Source organism: Coleofasciculus sp. G2-EDA-02, assembly GCF_040226375.1.
Classification (GTDB): Bacteria; Cyanobacteriota; Cyanobacteriia; order Cyanobacteriales; family Coleofasciculaceae; genus Coleofasciculus.
This window is the reverse complement of sequence record NZ_JAVKEW010000053.1, coordinates 1-3,413: the sequence shown is the minus strand read 5'-3', so window position 1 is coordinate 3,413 and position 3,413 is coordinate 1. Positions and strand designations below refer to the sequence as shown.

Below are 3,413 nucleotides of genomic sequence, written 5' to 3'. Positions count from 1 at the left end.
TCTTCCTTGCCCATTCCCAGCGCCGCTAGTGGGTGTTGGTTTTCGCTTTGGGGTGTCCATGATAGTTAGGGATTTTGTACATAATTGTTTGCCCGTTATTACCTGTGTAGTAACGGGCGCGAGGGTTTAGCCTTTAAGCTTCAGAGCTTTCTTAAGCTCCTTAAATAGCAGCTTGCATCCGTAAGCGGCGGTCTGACTGATGATCAGCTTCCCAAAGGTGTTACCGCCCTCGGTGTTTTTCTTAAACTGCTCCTGGCGTTTGTCGTAGAAATCTCCCAGTCTCTCGCCGATTATTCCCCGTGGGCGGTTTTTCACTGGGGCGATCGCTAACAAAATCCATAGGTATAGTTCACTTCGGCACATCTTTGAGCCGCTGCCGGCGTTCCATCCTTTACGGTCGCCGCTGCTTAATTCATCTCCCGCCATGCCCAAGCGTTTTTTAAAACTGCCCAAGGATTCAAATTTGCTCATTGGGTAGATGTGGCATAGTAGCAGCGCTCGTGGTCTGAGTCCGATTCTGAATTGGTCAAAGACCTGGTTATATTCTTTGAACTGTGGAAGGTAAATCAGTTGTGCTAGTTTCTGTTCTGCCTCATGCTCCCAGGAGTGAATCTGACAAAGCATTTCGGCGTATCGTTGAGAAAATTGGCTGATCTCAATGCCATACTCTTTTGCCACTGATTTATCGTAGAGTCGGTCATAGTAAAAGTTACGCCTTACGTCCTTGCGTTCAACATTGCCGAGCCATGCCCATAGCGGTATTAATCCGTCTTTTCCCGGCTGGGAGTTTTTAAAAGCTGCCTCTGGAAATTCCCGACACAGTTGTTGTCGTACCCGATTAATGATCGGTGATTGCACACGGGTTAGGGATTTCATCTGTAAATACAGATCTCGAATTTGTACGATAGGTCCTGGCTCAAACTGGAGGAACTTATCAGGTATTCCCCAGTGATCACATGAGTAAGCGGCTAGGGCTAGGGCGTCTGCTAAGTCGTTTTTATCGGGGAGCTTGTGACTCTTTCGATAATGAGTAGCTTCACAGTGTCCGACCCATAACACTTCAATTCCTTCACTTTGACAGATGTGAGCTAGTAACCAGGAGTAATGAACTCCGGTCGGTTCTAAAATAATTGCATCTGGCTTTACTTCGAGCAGATGGGATATTCCCGTCTTTGTGAAGTAGAAAGTCATTTGATCCTCTACTGGGTCTTTAGATCTTGATTTGACTTCAGATTTCCAATAGCTTCGCAGGTCGTTGGGTCTTTCTTCAAGTAGCCAACAGACCACGCGGTCTTTACAGATGTCACCGCCTAAAATTCTTTTCATTTTTCAAGGTTCTGTAAGTAGGAGATATAAACCTGCAACAAGTACCCAGTCGAGAATCTCCTGAAATTGTGAAATCAATTCACTCTGAAACTGGGTAGCAGGTAACTAACCAGAAGGTTAGACGGCGTAGATTGTCAACTCTAAGCCGCGACGCTATGAGCGTTTCGCTAGATGAGTTAGTTCTAGCTCGTCAGGCGGTCTTGTGTTATAATGTCGGTCAAGTAATGCAGTAGGTGCAGTCACGAAAAGTCAAAACCTTTTGGGTCATTTCACGTTAAAACTGCGTGCCTACTGTGTCTGGTTATGTTCTTTAGAAAGAACTAAGCGGTAAGTTTGACACCTTACCGCAGCCCCCCTTCTTTAACTAGAAGGTATGGTGCGAGAAGGTTTAGTTATTAGGGAATATCTTCATTACATGAGTCCTGTTTTTGGTTTTCCCTAGAGGTAGGTTCCCAGGCATGATTTATTTTTTGGTCGCCTTCTGTATTCCAGTAGCTAAGTTTTAAGATCATATTGCTTACTCGTTCCATCAAGCAGCTAGGGTCTTCAAGGCTGGCGCTCATGATTTCCCCAATCATTGCCGATCCAATCATTGCCGATAGGTGTTCGAGTTCTTTTTGTTCCCAGTGGTTGAGTGTTCGATAGTTGTATTCGTTCATTTATTCAGGTGGACTTATGTTATAATGTCGGTCAAGTAATGCAGTAGGTGCGATCACGAAAGAGCAAAACCTTTTGGGTCATTTCTCCTTAAAACTGCGTGCCTACTGCGTCTGGTGATGCTCCATTTCTGAAGCTCAAGCGGTAAGTTTGACACCTTACCGCAGCCCCCCTCCTATAACTGGGAGGTAGGGTGCGAGAAGGTTTACTATTACCAGGGGATTTCTTCGTCCTCTATTTCGTTCTCTTCTGGGTCTGGACGATTGGCGTATATGTAAGCCGTTTCATAATCAACATTTTGGAATCCTGGCACTTGGGTTTCTCCGTCTTCTTCTTCAGAGTCAGAGTTACCCCAGCTAGGATTTATTTCTTTGTCCCCATCTTCCCCAGATGCTCCGTAGTAGATGTATTTGGGTTGGGTATCAGAGTATGAACTTGTGATCGCTTCGATTTCTTCGTTCACAGTTATTGCGTTATTGGGCAGATTACTTACTGAGTCATTATGGTTATTTGGTGTATCCCAGTAGCTGAGTTCCAAGACCATATCGCTTACTCGTTCCATCAAGCAGCTGGGGTCTTCAAAGCCGGCGCCTATGATTTCTCCGATTATTGCGGATAGGTGTTCGAGTGCTGTTTGCTCCCAGGGATTAAGTGTTCGATAGTTGTATCCGTTGTGCATTTTTTCCTCCTAAAAATCTGGAAAGCTTTGATTAATCCTCTAAATCTAGTAAGTTGGGTTTTAAGTTTGGTTCTACAATTCCTTGGCTGACTAAATCTCCTAATTGATTTACGTCTTCTACCCATCTAAGGAATTGGTAAAGTATATATTTTTCGATTTTGCGTTTTTCGATTTTACATTCTGCTTCAAATTTCGCTTCGCAGCTGAATCTGTACCTGAAAATACTGATCATTTGTTTATAACTTTCGGTTACTGCCCATGCAGTAAGTTCCCAACCCAGTATTTTTTCTAGGTTTTCAAAAGGGATTGGGTAAAGGTGCTTTCGGTAATTCATTCGGTTTAAGAGTCGTATGATTTGCTGTACTTGTTTGAGTGTTTGACGGTTCCAGTATTTAAGGTCTTGGCAACCTGTTACCGATTCGAGAAATTTGCATGTTTTTCTGGCAATTTCTTTTGAGTAAGTGTAGCAAAAACCCTTTTTCCCTGGTATGGGAACAATGCTAACCCATGGAGATGATTTATCCATATAAACCATGTATATTTTATATACACGGGCATCTATTTTTTTGTGGCGGAATTCTATCATTTTTTTGCTCCTAGTTTTCAATTATTGAAGGCATAGGGAAGTTAGTTTTAACCCATTCAGTAACTTCGCTTACTGTCATTCGGTCAAATTGCTGGATTGCTGATATGGTCAATCGTTCTTTAATTTGAGTGTGGGGTTCTCCTGTAAGTTGACATAATTCTTTGG

General features: G+C 43.3%; 4 protein-coding genes. All 4 read right to left on the bottom strand.

The annotated features are described in order from the left end of the window. Positions 1 to 126 precede the first annotated feature (126 nt). A complete protein-coding gene (locus tag RLO19_RS05390; RefSeq protein ID WP_446354517.1) occupies positions 127 to 1,326 on the bottom strand; it encodes an IS110 family transposase in 1,200 nt (399 codons plus the stop codon). 395 nt (positions 1,327 to 1,721) lie between these two features. After that, positions 1,722 to 1,985, bottom strand: coding sequence for a hypothetical protein (locus RLO19_RS05385; protein WP_446354515.1), 264 nt, complete (start codon positions 1,983 to 1,985; stop codon positions 1,722 to 1,724). Positions 1,986 to 2,194: 209 nt separating this feature from the next. Continuing rightward, positions 2,195 to 2,662, bottom strand: a complete 468-nt coding sequence (locus RLO19_RS05380) for a hypothetical protein (protein WP_446354514.1) — start codon at positions 2,660 to 2,662, stop codon at positions 2,195 to 2,197. A 31-nt stretch (positions 2,663 to 2,693) separates the two neighbouring features. Then, complete coding sequence (locus tag RLO19_RS05375; protein ID WP_446354512.1) at positions 2,694 to 3,248, bottom strand: hypothetical protein; 555 nt, start codon at positions 3,246 to 3,248, stop codon at positions 2,694 to 2,696. Between the last annotated feature and the right edge of the window lie 165 nt (positions 3,249 to 3,413).